Source organism: Candidatus Centipeda massiliensis, assembly GCF_900290285.1.
Classification (GTDB): domain Bacteria; phylum Bacillota; class Negativicutes; order Selenomonadales; family Selenomonadaceae; genus Centipeda; species Centipeda massiliensis.
In genome coordinates, this window is record NZ_LT985754.1 from 968,067 (window position 1) to 987,548 (window position 19,482).

Genomic DNA, 19,482 nt, shown 5'->3' on the forward strand with positions numbered 1-19,482 from the left:
TGTTTGATTGAATGTTTATGAGAATTACTATTGATTATTGAGCGGTAACATTTGTTACGTCTATCGTGAAGCACCTTTGCTATAATCAACACAACAAATGTGTATTGTTGCAAAGGAGAGTTTCTCATGGATGCTAAAATGTTTTGTTATCAGTGTCAGGAAACAGCGGGCGGCAAAGGCTGCACGGTGCAGGGGGTCTGCGGCAAGAAGCCGGATGTCGCCGAGATGCAGGATCTGCTCGTCTATGTGACGAAGGGGCTCGGTGCGGTGACGACGGCACTGCGCGCCGCTGGCAAGAAGGTTGCCATCGAGGTGAACCATCGCGTGACGATGAATCTCTTCATTACGATCACGAATGCGAACTTTGACCGCGAGGCGATCATGGACGTGATCGAGGAGACGCTTGCGATCAAGGCGGATCTGCTCAGTCAGCTCTCCGATGCATCGCACCTGCCCGAGGCGGCACATTGGACGGCTCCGCGTGCGGAGTTCGAGGCAAAGGCGAAGACGGTCGGCGTGCTCGCGACGGAGAACGAGGATGTACGCAGTCTGCGTGAGCTGACGACGTACGGTCTGAAGGGGCTGTCTGCCTATGTCGAGCACGCAAATGCGCTGGGGCACGAGAACGAGGAGATCGACGCATTCATGCAGCACGCGCTTGCACAGCTGCTCGATGATACGATGGACGGCGATGCGCTGACGGCGCTCGTGCTTGAGACGGGCAAGTGGGGCGTTGCGGGTATGGCTCTGCTCGACGGTGCGAACACGGGCACGTACGGTCATCCCGAGATCTCAAAGGTCAACCTCGGTGTTCGTAACCGCCCCGGCATCCTCATCTCCGGGCATGACCTCAAGGATCTTGAGCGCCTCTTGGAGCAGACGAAGGGCACGGGTGTCGATGTCTATACGCACGGCGAGATGATCCCCGCGCACTACTACCCCGCGTTCAAGAAGTACGACAATCTCGTCGGCAATTACGGCAATGCGTGGTGGCTGCAGAAAGAGGAGTTCGAGAAGTTCAACGGCGCAATCCTCATGACGACGAACTGCGTTGTTCCGCCGAAGGACAGCTACAAGGATCGCCTCTTCACGACGGCTGCAGTCGGCGTACCGGGCTGCACGCACATCCCTCTCGTGAACGGTGAGAAGGACTTTACGCCTGTCATCGAGTGCGCGAAGAAGTGCGCGCCTCCGACGGAGCTGGAGACGGGCGAGATTGTCGGCGGATTTGCACACGAGCAGGTCTTTGCTGTCGCGGACAAGGTCGTGGAGGCGGTCAAGAGCGGCGCGATCAAGAAGTTCGTCGTTATGGCGGGCTGCGATGGTCGTATGAAGTCGCGTGAGTACTATGCTGAGTTCGCCGAGGCGCTGCCGCATGACACGGTCATCCTCACGGCGGGCTGCGCGAAGTACAAGTACATCAAGAAGGATCTCGGCGACATCGGCGGTATCCCGCGTGTCCTTGACGCAGGGCAGTGCAACGACTCCTACTCGCTCGCGCTGATCGCGCTGAAGCTGAAGGAAGTATTCGGTCTGGATGATGTGAACAAGCTTCCGATTGCCTACAACATTGCGTGGTACGAGCAGAAGGCTGTCATTGTTCTCCTCGCACTGCTCCACCTCGGTGTGAAGAACATCCACCTTGGACCCACGCTCCCCGCGTTCCTCTCTCCGAATGTCGCAAAGGTGCTCGTCGAGACCTTCGGCATCGGCGGCATCACGAACGTCGAGGACGATATGGAAATGTTTGGCATTGAGGTAAACGCACCCGAAGCCACTGCTGTGTAAGAGAATATCCATTCATAGATAAGTAAACGGGACTTCCGTACGAAATAAAATGGTATTTCGTACGGAAGTCCCGTTTTTGTGTGAGTTTACAATGCCGCCCTTAGCAGGTTCCTCGTATATTCTTCGCTTGGTTCTCTAAGGACGCGCGACGTTGCGCCCTGCTCGACGATGCGTCCATTCTGCATGATGAGGACGCGGTCGGCGATGGAGCTGACGAGCGGAAGGTCATGCGAGATGAAGAGGAGGCTCATGCCGTGCTCTTGCTGCAAATGCAGGAGCAGGGCGATGATCTTTGCCTGCACGGAAACATCGAGTGCGGAGGTTGCCTCATCACAGACGAGGATTTCGGGGTGAACTGCCATGGCGCGTGCAATCGCTGCACGCTGGCACTCGCCGCCGCTCATCTCGTGCGGGTAGCGATCCGCGTATGCGGCGGGCAGTCCCACCTCTGTGAGGAGCTGCGCGACGCGCCGTTTGGTGTCGTGTTCATCAGGCGTACACAGGCGGCAGATGGTCTCGCCGATCATCGCGCCGATGGTGCGGCGTGGGTTGAACGAGCCAGGTGCATCCTGAAACACCATCTGGATGCGTGTGTAGAGGGTGCGCCGCTCCTTTCCGCATGCGTGCGTGATGTTCTTACCCGCGAGGAGGATGTTTCCGCCCGTCGGCGTATGCAGTCCCGTGAGGAGCTTTGCAACGGTGGATTTGCCGCTGCCGCTCTCGCCGACAATGCCGAGCAGTTCACGCTGCGCGAGTGAAAAGGATATGCGGTCAACGGCTTGCGTGCGTCCCGCCGCATCGTCAAAGTGCATGGAGACGTTCTCAAAGCGCAGGAGATCTTGGAGGGCACCCCTTCCACCGCTTACGCGATCCGCCTCCCCCGCTTGGACGGGGGAGGCGATGGGAGCGGTGTTTTTCTCTGCATGATCGTGTCGATCGCAGTGAACGTGCGCAGCGGCATGCAGCTGCGGTACAGCCGTAAGGAGTTCCCGCGTATAGGGATGCTGCGGGTTTCCAAGCACCTCGTCCACGGTGCCCTGTTCGACAATTCTTCCCTTGCACATGACGGCAACGCGGTCGGCAATGTGCCGCACGACACCGATGTTGTGGGTGATGAGGAGGATTGCCGTGCCCATGCGCTCCTTGAGTGCGCGCAGCTCGTCCAGTACCTGCAGCTGGATCGTCGCGTCGAGTGCCGAGGTCGGCTCATCGGCGAGCAGCAGCTGCGGGCGCAGGATGACAGCGAGTGCGATGGCGGCGCGCTGTGCCATGCCGCCCGACAGCTCGAACGGATATGCCGCGAGGATGCGGCTGACATCGGGAAATCCCATGCCGCCGAATACCTCTGCCGCGCGTGCGTAGATTTCCTCACGCGACAGATCGGTGTGCGCACGCATCGTCTCAACGAGCTGCGTGCCAATCCGCCGCGCAGGGTTCAGCGATGCGCCTGCGTACTGGAACACCATCGCGAGCTCCTCACCGTGCATCTTGCGGCGCTCACCGGCGCTGAGGACGGCAATGTCACGCCCGTCGAGGACGATTGTGCCCGCATGGATCTCCGTGGAGAGTCCGCGAATCTGTGCGATTGCCTTGAGCAGGGTGGACTTTCCGCTGCCGCTCTCACCGACAATGCCGAGCACCTCACCCGCAGAGAGGCACAGACTAATGTCCTCAATGACCGCATTGCCGCCGTATCCTGCGGTCAGCCGGTCGATGCGGAGCAATTCCTTCATCGGCGTGTACTCCGCTGTACTGCTGACAGAAACATCACTGCTTATCCAGATCCTTTGTCACATGATAGTAGTCGCTCGGCGTCGAGAGGAAGCCCGTGACGTTCTTCGAGATACCAACCTGCATATTGTTGAAGCCAATGAAGTCCATCGCCGCATCGTCGATCACCTGCTGCTGAATGTGGTTGACGAGTGCAATACGCCTTGCGGAGTCAAATGTATTTGGCAGATCGGCAAGCAGCTGCTGCACGACGGGATTGTCATAGTGCCCAAAATTCGATACGCCCTTTGCACTGAGGCAGTCGCGCAGAAACGCGTACGGATCACCCGTTGGCATCGTGACGACGGAGTAGAGGGAGAGCTCGAAATCACCGGGCTTGAGGTAGGTCGACTTCTCGTGTGCGACAATATTGACGTTGATGCCGATCTTTTTCAGCTGTGCCTGCATCTCCGTTGTGATGTTTTCGTTGAAAAGACGCTTGTAGACCCCCATTTCGACGGTGAGCGGCTTGCCGTTCTTCTCGACGATGCCGTCGCCGTCCGTGTCCGTATAACCCGCTGCCGCGAGTACCTGCTTTGCCTTTTCAGGATCGTAGGAGCGCGCCTTGAGCGCGGGATCGCCGTATGGAGTCGATGCGAGGAAGGCGCTGCTTGATGCCGTCATTGCACCCTTGAGGTACTGCTCACTGATGGTCTTTTTGTCCACGCCGTACATGATCGCCTGACGTACGGCGGGATCGGTCAGTTTTTCAAGATTGAAATAGAGCTGATAGGTGCGTGTCTGCGGCGTCTTTATCACCGTAAATTTATCGTTTGCTGCTATCGTCTCCGCCGTCTCGGGGCTGAGGTCGAGTGCAACGTCGATTTCGCCTCCCTGCAGCGCCGTTGCGAGTGTGTTAAAGTCCGCGATCTTCGTGTATTCGATCAGGTCAGACTTAGCCGCACCGTCCCAATAGTTTGCGTTCTTTTCCATAACCGCATGCTTGTCGGGCTCGAACGATGCCATGACGAAAGGCCCTGTGCAGACCGGTGCCGCGTCAAAGTCCTGTGTCCCCACAACATCAACAATGACGGCGTACGGGTCGCAGAGATCATTGATCAGTGTTGCATACGGCTCCTTCGTGTGGATCGTGAGGACATTGCCGTCCACCGTATACGCGGCACCCGCCAGCCAAGACGCGCGCGGGTTCATTGCCTCCGTTCGCTTCAGCGAATCGATGACCTTCTCTGCCGTCATTTTCTCACCGTTTGAGAATGTGACATTGTCCCGCAGCGTGATGCGCCAGACGGTCGGGCCGACATTCTCCGCCTTTTCGGCAAGCCATGGCTGCGGCTTCATCTCGTCGTCGAGACGGAAGAGTGTTTCGCCCACGCCATAGCGCACGGCGTACCAGCCGTTCCACTCCTTTGCGGGATCCATCGTGCTCGTCACGGCGACTGTGCCGCCGACGCGTACGATTTTCTTTGTGTCCGCCGCCTGTTCCGAGCTTCCGCAGCCGGCCATGGCAATGGGGAGCGCAAGCAGGAGTGCGGCGCATAGAATCTGAAAAAATTTGTTCATGGAAAGCCTCCTATGGAATGAGATATGACTATATGCGGCTATATGCTCTTTTCCCGTGTCTTGGGGTCGAGCAGATCCCGCAGCTGATCGCCGAACATGTTGAAGACCATCATGACGGCGACCATCACGGCACTCGGCGCGAGTGCTGCCCATGGCGCCTGCTGCAGGTACTTCTGTCCCTCGCTGATCATCGCGCCCCACTCGGCGGCGGGAATCTGGACGCCGATCCCGAGGTAGGACAGCCCCGCGAGCCCCATCATCATCGTACTGACGTGCAGGACGGCAGTGACGATGAGCGGCCCCGCGATATTCGGCAGGATGTGCCCGAATAGAATGCGTGCATCACTGCAGCCGGAGAGCTGCGCCGCCTGTATGTACGTCTCCTCCTTTACCGTGACCGCTGCACTGCGTGCGATGCGTGCATACTGCGTCCACGTCGTAACGATGAGTGCGAGCACGGCATTGAACAGCCCGCCGCCGAGCACACCCGCGACCGCGATTGCGAGCACAATGTCGGGAAATGCTTGAAATACATCGGTGAAACGCATCAGAACAGCGTCTATTCGTCCGCGATAGTAGCCCGAGAGCAGACCGATCATACTGCCGAGCGAACCTGCGGCGAGGATGATGAAGAGGGCGGAGAAGATCGAGGTTTTCCCCCCCGCGAGAATGCGCGAGAGGATGTCTCTGCCATAGTTGTCCGTGCCGAGGAGATGCTCGGCGGACGGCGCCTTCAGGATCAGCTGCGGATCGGTTGCGTATGGGTCATAGGGGGCGAGTTGGGCAGAGAAGAGGCTCGTGATAAGGATGAGTGCTGAAAGAAGGGCAAGTACGCGAAAGAGAAGCGGGGTCTTTGTAAAAGATCGCATTGAATTATAAATCCTTGATCTTGGGGTTGAAATAGCGGTAGGAGAGATCGGCGATGAGATTCACGAGGAAGAACGCGAGTGCCATCCACACGACGACGGCTTGAATGATGGGATAGTCGCGGTTCGTGATCGCCGTCATGATGAGGCTGCCAATGCCAGGCCAGTTAAAGATGGTCTCGATGATGACCGTGCCGCCGAGCAGTGAGCCAACGGAGATGCCTGTGAGCGTGATGACGATGACCATGATGTTCTTCAGGACATTGCGGGCGAGGATTACACGCTCGGGGATGCCGCGCGCACGCAGACCGACAACGTAGTCCTTTGCAAGTTCGTCGAGCGCCGCCGCGCGAATCTGGCGGATGTAGCGCGAGGACATGACCAGTGCAAGCGTGAGTGCAGGCAGAACCATGCCGATCGGCTTTGTTGTTGCAAGGACGGGAATCCAGCCGAGACGGTAGGAGAATACAAACATAAGCACAAGCGCGACGATGAACCCCGGCGTTGCGTTGCCGATGAAGGTCAGAATGCGAACGGCGTAATCCATGCGGCTGTTGCGCCATGCGGCAATCGTGATGCCGAGCGGCAGGGAGATGAGGAGGGTGAGACCCATCGCCGTACCCGCCATGCGCAGCGTGTAGGGGAGCGCCTTCCAAAACGTTGCAGCGACAGGCAGATCGGTGATGTAGGATGTGCCCATATCGCCTTGAATAAACTGGATGAGCCAATGACCGTACTGCACGAGGAAGGGCGCGTCAAGCCCCATCTCTGTCCGCATCTGCTCCACAAGCTGCGGGTCGGCGGACACACCGCCCGCCGAGAGGCGGATGCCGACGGGATCGCCGGGCGCGATGTAGATGAGACCGAAGGATAGAAGTGTGATGCCGAAGAACACGGGGATGAACTGCAGGAATCGCTGCAGGAGTGACTTTGCCGTCATAAATTCTCCATCATGTATTTCGTCGAGGAGCAAGTGAAAAACAATTTTCAGTATATCGTCCAGGGAAGAAGATTGTCAACCGAAGCGTAAAGATATGAATATGGGTGAATGAGTCGCCGCTGAAATATTTGACACACATCGCTGCTTTTGTCTATAATGAAGCGTGTTATACTGTGCAAATAGACTGCGGCACTGTGCCGCATGGGAGGGCTGACGGATGAAGATTTTGGCGGCGGATGGGATTTCCCCTGAGGGGATCGGACTACTGGCAGAGTATGAGGTCGATGTGCGTGACAAGCTCACGCACGAGGAACTCGTGGAGATTATCGGCGACTATGACGCGCTCATGGTGCGCTCGGCATCAAAGGTATCGGTGGATGTGCTGGCGCGTGCCGATAAACTTAAGATCATCGGTCGCGCGGGTGTCGGCGTGGACAACATCGACGTGAAGGCGGCGACGGAGCGCGGCATCATCGTTATCAACTCGCCGGGCGGCAATACGATTGCGGCGACGGAGCATACGATGGCGATGATGCTCTCGCTGGCACGCAAGATTCCTGCGGCAGATGCGACCATGCACGCGGGGGCGTGGGATCGCAAGGCATTTGTCGGTGTGGAGCTGCGCGGCAAGACCCTTGGCGTCATCGGCATGGGGCGCATCGGCAGCGGTGTCGCAAAGCGCGCGCTCGCCTTTGACATGAATATTATCGCGTACGATCCGTACATCAATGAGGAACGAGCCAAAGCACTCGGCGTAACGGTCGGAACGCTCGACGATATCTTCGCGGCGGCGGACTTTATCACCGTGCACATGCCGCTCACGAAGGAAACGCGCGGCATGATCTCGATGCCGGAGCTGCGTAAAATAAAGAAGGGCGTGCGCCTCGTCAACTGTGCACGCGGCGGCATTATCAACGAAAGCGATTTGGCGGCGGCAGTCAAGGAGGGGATTGTCGCGGGGGCGGCCATCGACGTGTTTGAGAGTGAGCCGCTCGCGGAGGATCATCCGCTGCGCGGCGTTCCGGGCATCGTCCTCACGCCGCATCTCGGTGCGTCAACGGTGGAGGCACAGATCGGCGTGTCCGTCGATGTGGCGGAGGGCATCCGCGCGGCACTGCGCGGTGAGCCAGTGACGGCGGCGGTCAACATGGCACCGGTCTCGAAGGAGGTCATGCGCGTCATCCGCCCCTACATCACGCTCGCCGAGCAGCTCGGCTGCACCGTCTGCTCGCTCGCCGAGGGTCCCATCTCCCATGTGGAGATCGTCTACAACGGTGAGATCACGGAGGTCAACACGAGCTTTCTTACAACGGCGATCCTCAAGGGCATGCTCAACCCCATCCTTGAGAGTGAGATCAACTACGTCAATGCGCCCAGCGTCGCCAAGTCGCGCGGCATCAAGGTGACGGAGATCAAGGAGAAGGAAATGTCGCATTTCTCGACGCTCATCACCGTGCGCGTCACGACGGCGGCGGGTACAGCCGAAGCGGGCACGGCAGAGGTGCAGGGCACACTCTTTGGCACGGAGGGACGCATTGTACGGATCAACGGCTTCCGCGTGGACATCGATCCACACGAACGCCTCCTCATCTGCCCGCATATCAACCGTCCCGGCGTCATCGGCACGGTCGGTTCCATCATGGGCGAGGCAGGCATCAACATCTCGTCCATGCAGGTGGGCAAGTCCAAGCGTGAGGGCATGAGCATCATGGCACTCACCATTGACCATGACATCCCCAGCGATACACTTGCACGCGTACTTGCGGTCGACGGCATCTTCGATGCAAAGTTTGTCAACTTTGAGACGATCTGAGGGGATTTCAGCCTATTTCCATAATCGTCCGTTATGATATAGTCAAAAGGACAAATATTTGATACAAAAGGGAGGCGAAAGCCTATGAACTCACTCAAGACCACAATGTTGATGGCGCTTCTCATGGCGCTTATGGTCGCCCTCGGCGGCATCTTCGCCGGGCATACCGGCATGACGGTCATGCTCGTCATTGCGCTCGGCATGAACTTTTTCTCGTATTGGTTCTCCGACCGCATGGTGCTCAGCATGTATAACGCGCGCGAGGTTGACCGTGCGAGTGCGCCGGAGCTTTACGGACTCGTGGAAAAGCTTGCAGGGCGTGCGGGACTTCCGATGCCGCGCGTCTACATCATCAACGAGGATGCGCCGAATGCCTTTGCGACTGGGCGTAACCCGTCAAATGCGGCGGTCGCCGTCACGACGGGACTCATGCGCGTGCTCGACTACAACGAGATCTCGGGCGTGCTCGGACATGAGCTCGCACACGTCAAGCATCGCGACATCCTCATCTCGACGATTGCGGCGACCATGGCGACCGTCATCTCCTACGCAGCAAACATCGCCCAGTGGGCGGCGATCTTCGGCGGCGGCCGTTCGAGCGACGATGACCGCGGCGGCATCATCGGCATGATTGCGACAGCGATCATCGCGCCGATTGCGGCGGCACTCATCCAGATGGCGATCTCGCGCTCACGCGAGTACAGTGCGGACGAGGGCGGCGCAGAGATCTGCGGCAATCCGAACTACCTCGCCGCCGCGCTCGAAAAGATCGAGTACTACGCACAGCATGGCGAACAGCTGCCGGAAGCGACACCTGCGACCGCGCACATGTGTATTATCAACCCGCTGACGGGACGCGACATCTCGTTCAAGAGCCTGTTCTCGACCCATCCGGATACGCAGGAGCGCATTGCGCGTCTGCGTGCACAGGCGCAGCGCATGCACATTCGTTGATATCAAAACCTCACGTATTCGTTATGAATGCGTGAGGTTTTTGTTTAGGGAAGCACTGATAAATTCAGCCACGCCATCTTGACGTATCTTTTTTGCCCGCATTGTGCCCTAGAATCCTCCACATAGCCCCGCTATGCGTCCGGTTTGCCTCCTTGTTCGGACGAAAAAATCTACGTCAATCTGAGACTCCTTAATGCAGAGAGTGCATAGAATACGAAAGTCTATCATGCAGATTGTCTGTACGATAGGCTTTTTGCTTTGTTTCCGTGGCGTGTTGTGTTTTGTACATAATTATGCTATATTAGCATACAGAAAGGAGGGCGTGTTATGCCGCAGATTCGACCAATTACCGATCTCAGAAACACCACGGAGATTTCTGCGCTCTGCCATGCAAAGCGTGAACCGCTGTTCATCACGAAGAACGGCTATGGCGATTTGGTTGTCATGAGCATCGAGATGTACGAGGAAATGCTCGATGCGGCGCGGGTGGATGCCGCGATCCGTGCGGCGGAGGAGGAGTATGAGGCGGACGGCGTCCTGATGGATGCACGGGAAGCTCTTTCCGCTCTGCGGAGGAAGCATTTTGGAACGATATAACGTAAAGCTCTATGCGCGTGCCTATCAAGACGTGGATGAGGTGCAAAATTGTTAGGAGGAAACCACATGAGTACACCGCACATTGCCGCCGAAAAGGGCGAGATCGCCGAGCGCATCCTGCTGCCGGGGGATCCCCTGCGCGCGAAATTCATCGCGGAGAATTTCCTTGAGGGGGCGAAGGAGTATACCTCGATTCGCAATATTCTCGGCTACACAGGCACGTACAAGGGCGTTCCCGTCTCTGTGCAGGGGACGGGCATGGGTATGCCGTCGATCTCCATCTATGTGAACGAGCTGATGGACTGCTACGGCGTGCAGAAGCTCATCCGTGTCGGCACCTGCGGCGGTATGCACGAGAAGGTGAAGCTGCGCGACGTGTTCATCGCGCAGGGTGCGACGACGGATTCAGGGATGATCCGCAGCATCTTCGGCGCATCGATCAACTATGCGCCGCTCGCGGACTACGAGCTACTCTCCGCCGCTGTGGAGAATGCAAAGAAGTTGAATCTCCCCGTGCGCGTTGGCAATGTCATCTCCGTCGACCGTTTCTACGATGAGGAAATCGACAATGCGAAGCTGCGTCAGTACGGCGTACTCGCCGTCGAGATGGAGGCGGCGGCGCTCTACACGATCGCAGCGAAGTATGGTCGGCAGGCACTTGCCCTCTTCACCGTCAGCGATCATCTCCTCACGGGCGAGCGATGCACGGCAGAGGAGCGGCAGACCACATTTAATGACATGATCAAGATCGCGCTTGAGACAGCAATCGGCTGAACGCACGCACGCAACGAACCGTCCTGTGAAGTGATTTGCACTTTGCAGGGCGGTTCGTTTTTACTTATCATAGTTTTTTGCTATAAATTAAAACAATAACACAAGCAAGACAAAAGTCTATACGAAGGGGGTAGAAGCATGTTATAATTTTAGCACATGTTAGATTGTGGATAAGTGTATTTGATCTGATTTAACATGTGATAAAATGTCGCGTCGCAGACCGTATGGAATGCGGCGAAGCGGAACGAAGTGCGGGGATCGTGTGCGCGTGGAGGCGGCACAGAGCATCGTGCTTCCGAAAGGACGGTAGAGAGCATGAAGAAGAAAGAGGCAAGGATTCTAGCGGCGGCGCTTCTCACGGGCAGCACCCTGCTCGCAGCGGGGAACGCAGGGGCAGCACCTGCGGACAGCGACCGCAGCAGCGCGACGCGTGAGATCCAGCGCGTGGGGAGCGATGTTCGTCAGGAGGCGGAGAAGAACGCAAAGCCCATGGACGTGCGGAACATGAACGTGCGTGTGAGTGCGGTCATTGTCACGGGCGTAGACCGCATGAGCGAAAAGACGGTACGCGCCCTGTTGCCCGAACTCTCACGCGACACGGTGAATATCCGCAAACTCTCGCAGGAGATCCAGAGCGTCAACGACACAGGGGCGCTCGTCCTCAGCACCGAGTTCACGCCCGCGGGAGCAGGAGCCTATCGCGTCACCGTCAACGTACAGGAGAAAAAGAGCGATCATGTCCGCCTCTCGGTGAGCAATACGGGAACCGACGAAACGGGCGACTGGCGCACCTCGCTCACCTACCTCAACACGAATATCTCGGGCAGTGCCGATACGTTCGGCGCGGCATTTGTCACCTCTCCCGGGCACTTCGGCGATGTAAAGGTCGGAGCACTCTCCTATCGGAAGCTCATGCCGCAGTGGAAGGGCGCCGTCTCCGCGAGCGTCAGCCACGGGCGCACGAACATCGACCACTATCCCACGGGAACGAGCCTCTACGACCTCAACATCGGCGGCAAGAGCACGAGTGCCGACCTGCACTATCAGCGCTTCCTCTCCTACACCTCGCGCAACAAGGACATCCTCGACTTTGGGATCGGGTATCGGCGCACGGAGAGCGACTATAACTTCAAATTTGGCAGACGCGTCAAATTCGAGAACGACTACCGCGTCCTCCTCGCTACGGCGACCTATCTGCACACGGAGCGTAAAGCGAACAGCACATTCGCATACAACGTGGGGCTTGCGACCAACATCAATGGGGATGCAGCCGCCTATGAGCGCATTGCGCCGGGCAGCGACCGCCAGTTCACCCTCCTGCGTGCGGGGGTAAACTATCAGGCACGCACGGCAGGCGACTGGATCGGCGCCCTGCGCCTCAATGGGCAGTATACGAAGGATCACATCGTTCCCTCCGAGCAGATCGGAGCGGGCGGACAGATGAGCGTACGCGGCTTTGACGAGCGTGCCATCGGTGCGGACAAGGGATTCGTCGGAAGCCTTGAGATCTACACACCGGAGATCATGAAGCACACGCGACTCCTCGCATTTACGGACTATGCGCACCTCTCGAACAACAAGAGCAGCGCGAACCGCAACCTGATCTTTGACAGTGAGAGCATCGCGAGCGCGGGACTTGGCGTGCGCTATGCGGACGGGCATTTCTCGCTCGCGCTCGACTACGCGCGGATCCTGCGCGACGCGGACAAGGTAAACCTCAATAAGCAGAACAGCCGCCATTGGAACCTGATGGCGAGCGTGAATTTCTAAGGGGCGCCCCTATCGCCTCGCATTCGCTCGGCACTTCCCCCGTAGCGACGGGGGAAGCTGATATAGCGTTTCTCCAAGCCCCCGTTGTGACGGGGGAAACTGTGAGCCGTACCCCAAAGCCTCCCCTGCCACAGCGGGGGAGGTGGCACGCGACAGCGTGACGGAAGGGGCGCTTTGAACGAGGGAAAGCCAATAGGCGATCTGAAGGAACGAAAGGAAGGAACGGAATGAATCTCAGGAAGAAAATGCGCCGCGGCAGCCTTGCGGCACTGATTACACTTGCACTCACGAGCTCGGCGCTTGCCATGCCGACGGGTGGTGTTGTGCAGTCGGGCGATGTGAACATCGGCGGCAGTACGGATTTTTCGACGGTAGCAAACGGCGCAACCATCACGGCGGGGACGGACAGTACAATCAACTGGGCGACGTTTGGCATCGGCAGTGGCGAAACGCTGAATTTCGATGTGCAGACAGGCAAACTGCTCCTCAATCAGGTCACGGGTGCGCAGGTCTCCGACATTCTCGGCACGATGCGCCAGACGGGCGGCGGTGAGATCGCGCTTGTGAACCCGAACGGCATCCACATCGGCGGCAATGCCGTACTGGATGTCAATACGCTGACACTCTCCACGCTCGGCATCGGGACGAAGAACGACGCGGAGACCCTCCTCCGTCAGGGTGCGCTCGGTGCGCGTGCGATTACGGTCGATCAGGGCGCGCAGTTCGACATTGCGCGCAAGCTGAACCTCTTCGGTGGGAAGGTTTCCGTTGCGGACGGTGTTGTGTTCAATCTTAACGATGTGCCGAATCCGCAGGAGAGTATGCTGGAGGTCATAGCCGCAAAGGAACTGCGTTGGGAATTCGGTGCAGACAACGACAGCGAGAAGACAACCTACACGATGGAGCGCGGCAATACGGTCGATTTCCACGGAACGGTGAATGCGCGCAGCTCTCATGATGCAGAGGTCAACATCATCGGCTATGCCATCAATGCGGATCATGCCAATATCAGCGGTGATCGCGTGGAGATCTCTCTTGCCGCAATCACCAAGGTCGAAGACGATGACCGCAGCAATGCGCCGCAGAAGTATTGGAAGGTGGAGTACAGCCCTGAGAATATTGTGCGCGCGGATGGACTGAGAATCCGTGAAAAGGAAAGCACAGATATTCAGGCGGGAAAAGTCGAACTGAAAAACAGCACAATCGACTCGACGCGCCTTACGATCACGGCAAGCAGCGCCGAGAGCAATACGGGGGATATTGACCATGTGCCGGGAGTGACGGCACGTCAGGTGATTACGGCGGGCACGGACAACTCCGTCACGCTCGATAATGTGACAATCAACGGTACGACGCCTCAGCACGGTGGGTATCACTGGTTCGAGATCACGGGCGGTACGGTGAATATTGCGAACTCGAATATCCACACGGAAAAGACGCTGAACGTCTCGGCGATCTCCTCCCTTGACCGTACGATGAAGAATCGGCACTGGGCGACGCCGATTGAGCTTGAAGGGACGCGCACAAGCACGGCGGCAAATACGCTGAACGTCACGAACTCGACGCTCAAGGTGACACGCCCCGCATGGGAGTCGGATCCCTATATCATTCAGGCGGATCTCAACGCAAAGGATGTCAAGCTCACGGGCGGTACGGTGCATTTGACGGGGGCAACGATTGAGACGCCTCTGCTTGCCCAGATCATGGCGGGTACGACCGTCGAGAGAGAGGACAGTCCATACGATCAGACCGCGCATACACCGAGTACGACGGAACTTCATAGTACGCAGACAACGCCCGCACACAACGTCACGATTGACGGTACAAGCACGATTCGTGCGACGGATGTCGCTGTCGGCGCCGGCAAGGTAATGGTCGGTAATGATGTGACGTTTAACCTTGGTGACGGATCAGGCGGTGCGATGGAGGTGGTCGCTGGATCTCGTGTTCCGTCGGGTGAGACGGAGATTACAACTGCTGCAGCGGGGAACGAGGTGCAGTTCCACGGCAAGATTCGCGGTGTCGGTATGAAGAATCAGTCTGTTGATATCGAGGGTTATGCGGTGAATCTTGATCGTGCGGACATCCGTGATGTCGGGGATGTGCATGCTGCAGCAATGAATCGCCTTGTCTATACGGAGGATACGCATGGCAACGAGTCGAGCACCTTATCCACGGGCACAGGGAATGTACTGAGTGCGGACGGCATGACACTCGCCTCCAAGGAATTCGGAATCGGAGGCGAACGGATTACGCTCAAGAACACAACGCTCCATGCAGCGGACAAGGGGGAACTTCGCGCAGGGACGATGGAGATTCGCAACAAAACGAATATCACGAGTGGCGGAGCGATTCATCTCGACAATACGAAGATTACTGTGGATAGCAGTGATCCTGCGAACTTTGCGTTCAGCAGTATCAGTGGAACAGCGACACTTGTGAATGGCACGGAAATTAAGGCGCCGAACGGCAAAATTGGCATTCTGACTGGACACAGCTATGACGAATATACGGACAAGGCTGCGGTGACGAAGGACAACAAGCTGTCCCTGTGGAAATCCAAAGTGGAAGGTAGGAATATGGACATCACGGCGGGCAGTGTCGACCTCAATGACATGAGTGCATTGACTGCCACAGACGGTATTGAGATCGAACTGTCAGGCACAGACACTCTCCGTACGGACGGCTCGACGGGGACGCTCTTGCGCGATGCGACCTCTCACGCAACGAAGGCGGGGCAAGAACTCACATCGTTCACTGTAAAAAGCGCAGATCAGCCCGTGCCGCCCGCACCTGAGCCGCCTGCTCCGCCGGTGCCGACGCCAGAGCCAAAGCCGCAGCCGAAACCTGAACAGCCGAAGCCGGTGCCGACGCCTGAACTGTCCAAGGACGATAAGGCGAACATGGAGTCCGGCAAGAAAACGGTTGAGGAGGCACTCTCCAAGAATGCTACGCAGGAGAACCGCATCGCTGCTCTGACCGATGTGGTTGCTGATCTGAATGCAAACGCGTCGCGCCGCCAGAGTGCGGGTGTCGTTGTTGGCATCGTGCAGGAGATTGCCACCTCGTCAGCGCTTTCTGACGGTGAGAAGGTTGCCCTCGTCGAGCGTGTACTCAGCGCCTACGCACCCGTGCAGGAGGCAAAGGCGGAGCAGGAGAACCGCACGACACAGACAAGCAGCGAGGCTGTGTATGCAGCTGAGTCGGTGTCGACGGCACCGAGCTATCCGCAGCAGACCGAGGACGAGGCGGTTGTTTCGTTCACCTCATAAAAATTTCATTGATTGGCATAGCATTGCCGCATGCAGCTCGTTGGAGTTGCATGCGGCAATTTTTTGTTATGAAAAGTTTATACAAGAATAAAAAAGCGCAAAAGTCCCCCATAGCTATCTTGAATGAAAAAAATTATGCAATAGCAACATCCTCTGCGGCATGAGGAAGCCAACCAAGTTTTGTTAATTGTTTGAGATGGTGAGTAATCTTCTTATCGCGGTTGAACTGCGTGTAAAAATCTTCTCCTAGATCAATAAAGGTCTTGCCACTCTTTAGAATATGATAAATCGCAATGAGCATACTATGTGCAACAGCGACTGTAGCTCTGTTGGCACCTCTGCGTACAACCAACCGTTGGTATTGTGCACGAAAATAAGACTTGCAGCGTGATGCTGCCTTAGCACACTGCACGAGCGTCGTTCGAAGTGTTTGGTTTCCCTTTACAACACGGCACCTTCGCCTTTTTTGGGCGCTTTCGTTATTTCCGGGGGCAAGCCCCGCCCAACTAGAGAAATGCTTGTCTGTGGCAAAACGACTCATATCAAGGCCCGTCTCAATGATGATTGTCTCTGCACTACGCTTACCAATGCCCGGTAGTTCGTCTAATTTTTCTATGGCTTCTTGATACGGTTGCAGATAACGGCTTAACATGTCATCCATTTCGCCAATCCGCTGACTCATATCATCGATATGATCCACAACTCTTCGAATGAGCTCCTTTTGCAACGGTGTGAGGAATCCGTTCATGGCTTTTAGGATCGCATCCACTTTCCTGACAAGTTTACCGTGAATCATCCCCTCAACACATTCTCGAGTCAATGGTTCATCGCTTTCAAGCATGGATTGGAGTAATTTACGAGCGCTACGTCCATTGATATTGGAGACGACATTGGACAACTTTACGTTACCCCCCTCGAGCATTTTCTGCAATCGGTTGAGTTCACGTGCTCGTTCCCGTACAAGACTGATACGGTATCTAGAGAGTTCTCTGAGCTCACGTTGCTCACGATTCGGGATATAGCTCGCCTTGATTAGTCCATGCCTGAGTAGATCAGCGATCCATTCAGCATCGCCAATGTCGGTTTTTCGTCCTGGCACATTTTTGATGTCACGAGCGTTCGCAACGATAGCGTCGAGCCCAGATAGTTCAAAAATGTTGTAAAGCGGCTTCCAATAGGAACCGGTACTTTCCATAGCGATGATCTGACATTTGCGCTGCTGCAGCCACTTGGTTAGTTCACGAATCTCGTCATTGTTGCTGTCGAAGGTCCTGATTTCCTGTTTATTGCCGCATTTCAAGCAGCAAACCAGAACCCTCTTGTGTACATCAATCCCACAACAACGTTCGTACAATACTTCCATGATTGACACCTCCATGCTAGATTTGTACGACGTGGCCTCTCTATAACAACTCATTTTGTTATACGTCCTTTCGAGCGGCTGCTCTGGACAAAGTGTGGTACAAATAAGAGGCCAGACCAGTTTGTATCACGGGCTCTAGGCTCAAAAAAGAACCGGTCTTATACCGTCTATTCAATTATAGCATACGGATTGCCGCTATGAATCTAAACTTTTCATTTATGATGGTGCCCTTAGGCATGTAAGTTTGTATCTGCGAAAAAGGGGGCGGTTGCACGAGGCTAGAAAACTTCGTGCAACCGCCCCATAGACTTGCTTGTTCCTATGTATTCGCCAGACGTTCCACTTCGTTGAGTGGGAGCTGCGTTGCTTCGGCAATCTGCGCAAGTGTAAGCTTGCCCAATCGAATGAGTGCAGTAGCCGTCGTGCGGGCTGCCTCCAACCGTCCCTCAAGGTGTCCTTCAAGACGACCTTCCGCACGACCTTCCGCACGCCCCTCAGCCAATTTTTCTTCACCGAATTTTTCCATGAAATTTTCCATCAGTTCACACATGGCATTGACCCCCTCTGTTTTTGCTTTGAAATAATCTACACGTTTTGCGAGTTCTTTATAGTTCATATTTTCCGGACGCGTGCAGAAGAAATCCTGCATAAGACGTCCGAGCCTTGTGTCTGTGCGGTTTTCTCCATTAACATAGAGAATATGTGCCCCGTCGTTGAAGGTAGTCTGCGTCTCCAGTATCATTCGCTCGACATGGTAGAGCGGGCAATTCTTTTGATAGATGTCATTTTCTGTAATAAAGATGACCCATGTTTCGGGCAAGTCGGAGAACTGCGCGCCTTTTGGCAGTTCGCGCGCATCCATCATACTGCTGTTATAGCGCGCCCGCCGAGCAATCGCACCCTCGTTTGCCCGCTGGATTTCGCAGTCATAGAGTCTCCCAGCGCTGTCTTCGGCCAGTACGTCGAAACGAACACCGCGTCCATAGAGATTGTCCGCACTCTTCTGCGTAACGACACGCTTCACCATTAGATCATCACGGTCAAGAAATATCCGCAAAAGGAGTTGCACTCCCTCAACATTGTTATCGAAGCAGACATTGAAAAAAGTATCGTCAATGAGACGGAATTGCTGAATCAGCGCAAGATATTCTGCACGTGTTCCACGCCCCGTTATGCTCATATCGTTCCTCCATTTCTTACCTCCATATTATGCAGTGTGGTGCCGCTTGTCAAGCTGTGGGGCGGGGGTGTCTGTGTATTTTGCACGGGAAAGAAAAAATCTTGATGGTTCGCGATTTTTTTGAAAGAAAACGTTTGCTTTTTTGAAAACAAAGTCGTATAATAAAAACCGTAAGAAAGAAAACGTTTACTTTTCCTTTTCTATCCAAATGAAAACTGTTCACAAAGGAAGCGGTACTTGCTTCCGGCTCTTGAAGGAGGGAGTCACATGGAGGAGAAGAAGTTTATCCTCACCATCAGCCGCCGCTACGGCTGCGGCGGACGGGAACTCGCGAACATTCTCGCCGAGAAACTGGGCGTTCATCTCTACGATCGCCAGATCGTCCATCTCGCGGCGGCAAAGCTCGGCATCAACGATTTGCATGAGAAGGAACTGCTCGAGCTTGAGAACACGGTGAAGCCGCTTGCATCGCGCTTCATTCCGTTCCATTCGTTCGGCATGGCGATGGGGGAGTCCAGCCAGGGGATGTTCATGGCGGAGTCGAATGTCATCCGCAAACTTGCCGATGACGGTCCGTGCATCTTCCTCGGGCGCTGCGCGGACTATGCGCTCCGGAAGCGCGACGATGTGTTTTCCATCTTCGTCTGTGCGGACGACGACTACCGTGAGGAGCGCGGACGTACGGTCTACGAGGGCAAGACGCTCAAGGAGATGGATCGCGAGGACGAGAAACGCGCGCGCTACTATGACTACTATACGGGGCGCAAGTGGGGCGACGGCGCACACTATGACCTCGTTGTGAATGCGGGACGTGCGCCGCTCGCGCAGATTGCGGATGGCATCATTGCCTACATCCGCACGGTCAAAGGCTGAG

General features: G+C 56.2%; 14 protein-coding genes. 8 read left to right on the forward strand and 6 right to left on the reverse strand.

The genetic code is table 11. From position 1 onward, the window contains the following. Window positions 1-126 precede the first annotated feature (126 nt). Entirely contained in the window at window positions 127-1,788 is a 1,662-nt protein-coding gene (gene hcp / locus C8273_RS04820) for a hydroxylamine reductase (protein ID WP_106626629.1), read from the forward strand. A gap of 86 nt (window positions 1,789-1,874) precedes the next feature. Here the strand turns inward: hcp and C8273_RS04825 are convergent, their stop codons facing one another. From C8273_RS04825 to C8273_RS04840, 4 genes are read right to left on the reverse strand one after another with little or no spacing between them, the layout of a single operon-like run. Next, a complete protein-coding gene (locus C8273_RS04825; protein WP_106626630.1) occupies window positions 1,875-3,521 on the reverse strand; it encodes a dipeptide ABC transporter ATP-binding protein in 1,647 nt (548 codons plus the stop codon). 34 nt (window positions 3,522-3,555) lie between these two features. Further along, the gene (locus C8273_RS04830; protein WP_106626631.1) at window positions 3,556-5,079 is read right to left on the reverse strand and encodes an ABC transporter substrate-binding protein; all 1,524 of its coding nucleotides are present in this window, start codon (window positions 5,077-5,079) and stop codon (window positions 3,556-3,558) included. 38 nt (window positions 5,080-5,117) lie between these two features. Then, window positions 5,118-5,948 (reverse strand): ABC transporter permease, encoded by an 831-nt coding sequence (locus C8273_RS04835; RefSeq protein ID WP_106626632.1) that lies wholly within the window; start codon window positions 5,946-5,948, stop codon window positions 5,118-5,120. 4 nt (window positions 5,949-5,952) lie between these two features. Further along, window positions 5,953-6,885 carry an ABC transporter permease gene (locus C8273_RS04840; protein ID WP_106626633.1) on the reverse strand — a complete coding sequence of 311 codons (933 nt, stop codon included), beginning with the start codon at window positions 6,883-6,885 and terminating at the stop codon, window positions 5,953-5,955. Window positions 6,886-7,102: 217 nt separating this feature from the next. Between C8273_RS04840 and serA the strand changes: the two genes are divergently transcribed. From serA to C8273_RS04875, 6 genes are all read left to right on the forward strand, one after another. Beyond that, the gene (gene serA, locus C8273_RS04845) at window positions 7,103-8,698 is read left to right on the forward strand and encodes a phosphoglycerate dehydrogenase (protein ID WP_106626634.1); all 1,596 of its coding nucleotides are present in this window, start codon (window positions 7,103-7,105) and stop codon (window positions 8,696-8,698) included. Window positions 8,699-8,782: 84 nt separating this feature from the next. After that, window positions 8,783-9,652 (forward strand): zinc metalloprotease HtpX, encoded by an 870-nt coding sequence (gene htpX / locus C8273_RS04850; protein ID WP_106626635.1) that lies wholly within the window; start codon window positions 8,783-8,785, stop codon window positions 9,650-9,652. Window positions 9,653-9,979: 327 nt separating this feature from the next. After that, on the forward strand, window positions 9,980-10,249 hold the full coding sequence (locus tag C8273_RS04860; RefSeq protein ID WP_106626636.1) for a type II toxin-antitoxin system prevent-host-death family antitoxin: 270 nt from the start codon (window positions 9,980-9,982) through the stop codon (window positions 10,247-10,249). A 66-nt stretch (window positions 10,250-10,315) separates the two neighbouring features. Continuing rightward, window positions 10,316-11,023 carry a purine-nucleoside phosphorylase gene (deoD, locus tag C8273_RS04865; RefSeq protein ID WP_106626637.1) on the forward strand — a complete coding sequence of 236 codons (708 nt, stop codon included), beginning with the start codon at window positions 10,316-10,318 and terminating at the stop codon, window positions 11,021-11,023. 315 nt (window positions 11,024-11,338) lie between these two features. Beyond that, on the forward strand, window positions 11,339-12,793 hold the full coding sequence (locus C8273_RS04870; RefSeq protein ID WP_106626638.1) for a ShlB/FhaC/HecB family hemolysin secretion/activation protein: 1,455 nt from the start codon (window positions 11,339-11,341) through the stop codon (window positions 12,791-12,793). 227 nt (window positions 12,794-13,020) lie between these two features. Then, on the forward strand, window positions 13,021-16,065 hold the full coding sequence (locus C8273_RS04875; RefSeq protein ID WP_106626639.1) for a two-partner secretion domain-containing protein: 3,045 nt from the start codon (window positions 13,021-13,023) through the stop codon (window positions 16,063-16,065). A gap of 133 nt (window positions 16,066-16,198) precedes the next feature. Here the strand turns inward: C8273_RS04875 and C8273_RS04880 are convergent, their stop codons facing one another. After that, a complete protein-coding gene (locus tag C8273_RS04880) occupies window positions 16,199-17,428 on the reverse strand; it encodes an IS110 family RNA-guided transposase (RefSeq protein ID WP_106625898.1) in 1,230 nt (409 codons plus the stop codon). A gap of 319 nt (window positions 17,429-17,747) precedes the next feature. Then, window positions 17,748-18,608 carry an Rpn family recombination-promoting nuclease/putative transposase gene (locus C8273_RS04885; protein WP_106626640.1) on the reverse strand — a complete coding sequence of 287 codons (861 nt, stop codon included), beginning with the start codon at window positions 18,606-18,608 and terminating at the stop codon, window positions 17,748-17,750. 267 nt (window positions 18,609-18,875) lie between these two features. Here C8273_RS04885 and C8273_RS04890 point away from each other — a divergent pair, with 267 nt between their 5' ends. After that, window positions 18,876-19,481, forward strand: coding sequence for a cytidylate kinase-like family protein (locus tag C8273_RS04890; protein ID WP_006305822.1), 606 nt, complete (start codon window positions 18,876-18,878; stop codon window positions 19,479-19,481). The last annotated feature ends 1 nt before the right edge of the window (window position 19,482 follow it).

Excerpts from the sequence above, each read along its gene's own strand:
- C8273_RS04835 (WP_106626632.1), bottom strand. The coding sequence starts at position 5,948 with ATGCGATCTTTTACAAAGACCCCGCTTCTCTTTCGCGTACTTGCCCTT.
- C8273_RS04885 (WP_106626640.1), bottom strand. The coding sequence starts at position 18,608 with ATGAGCATAACGGGGCGTGGAACACGTGCAGAATATCTTGCGCTGATT.
- deoD (WP_106626637.1), top strand. The coding sequence starts at position 10,316 with ATGAGTACACCGCACATTGCCGCCGAAAAGGGCGAGATCGCCGAGCGC.
- C8273_RS04840 (WP_106626633.1), bottom strand. The coding sequence starts at position 6,885 with ATGACGGCAAAGTCACTCCTGCAGCGATTCCTGCAGTTCATCCCCGTG.
- C8273_RS04890 (WP_006305822.1), top strand. The coding sequence starts at position 18,876 with ATGGAGGAGAAGAAGTTTATCCTCACCATCAGCCGCCGCTACGGCTGC.
- C8273_RS04870 (WP_106626638.1), top strand. The coding sequence starts at position 11,339 with ATGAAGAAGAAAGAGGCAAGGATTCTAGCGGCGGCGCTTCTCACGGGC.
- C8273_RS04875 (WP_106626639.1), top strand. The coding sequence starts at position 13,021 with ATGAATCTCAGGAAGAAAATGCGCCGCGGCAGCCTTGCGGCACTGATT.
- C8273_RS04880 (WP_106625898.1), bottom strand. The coding sequence starts at position 17,428 with ATGGAAGTATTGTACGAACGTTGTTGTGGGATTGATGTACACAAGAGG.
- C8273_RS04825 (WP_106626630.1), bottom strand. The coding sequence starts at position 3,521 with ATGAAGGAATTGCTCCGCATCGACCGGCTGACCGCAGGATACGGCGGC.
- htpX (WP_106626635.1), top strand. The coding sequence starts at position 8,783 with ATGAACTCACTCAAGACCACAATGTTGATGGCGCTTCTCATGGCGCTT.
- serA (WP_106626634.1), top strand. The coding sequence starts at position 7,103 with ATGAAGATTTTGGCGGCGGATGGGATTTCCCCTGAGGGGATCGGACTA.
- C8273_RS04830 (WP_106626631.1), bottom strand. The coding sequence starts at position 5,079 with ATGAACAAATTTTTTCAGATTCTATGCGCCGCACTCCTGCTTGCGCTC.
- C8273_RS04860 (WP_106626636.1), top strand. The coding sequence starts at position 9,980 with ATGCCGCAGATTCGACCAATTACCGATCTCAGAAACACCACGGAGATT.
- hcp (WP_106626629.1), top strand. The coding sequence starts at position 127 with ATGGATGCTAAAATGTTTTGTTATCAGTGTCAGGAAACAGCGGGCGGC.